Annotated in this window: 1 protein-coding gene; it reads left to right on the plus strand. The window is 58.3% G+C overall.

Features of this window, described 5'->3' with window-relative positions; translation table 11 throughout:
* Nucleotides 1-32: 32 nt before the first annotated feature.
* On the plus strand, nt 33-404 hold the full coding sequence (locus tag CJZ78_RS13570) for an AbrB family transcriptional regulator (protein ID WP_094561802.1): 372 nt from the start codon (nt 33-35) through the stop codon (nt 402-404).
* Nucleotides 405-429 lie beyond the last annotated feature (25 nt).

Consider the following 429-nt stretch of genomic DNA (forward strand, 5'->3'; position numbering starts at 1 on the left):
TGGTATGCTCTTGACGCCAATGTTGTAGAGAGATGCTTACTGGTTCGGATCTGCTCGCCAAAGTCAAGGACCTTGGAGATGTCTCCAAATCGGAGCTTGTGCGGGAGTGCGGCTATGTGAGCACCAAAAAGGACGGCTCCGAGCGCCTGAACTTCACCGCTTTCTACGAAGCCCTGCTCGGTGCCAAGGGCGTGAATCTCGGCAGCGATAGCGCTGGCCGTGGCACCGGCAAGGGCGGCCGCAAGCTGGGCTACAGCACCAAGATCCAGTTCAACGGCAACCTGCTGATCGGCAAGGCTTATACCGCCATGCTCGACCTCAAGCCCGGCGATGAGTTCGAGATCAAGCTTGGCAAGAAGCAGATCCGATTGGTGCCGGTGGGCGGTAGCGACGAAGAGGAGTGAACTGAGGACAGAAGCAGCAGGCTGT

This window comes from Synechococcus sp. 8F6 (genome assembly GCF_002252665.1).
Taxonomy (GTDB): domain Bacteria; phylum Cyanobacteriota; class Cyanobacteriia; order PCC-6307; family Cyanobiaceae; genus Cyanobium_A.

Excerpts from the sequence above, each read along its gene's own strand:
- CJZ78_RS13570 (WP_094561802.1), top strand. The coding sequence starts at position 33 with ATGCTTACTGGTTCGGATCTGCTCGCCAAAGTCAAGGACCTTGGAGAT.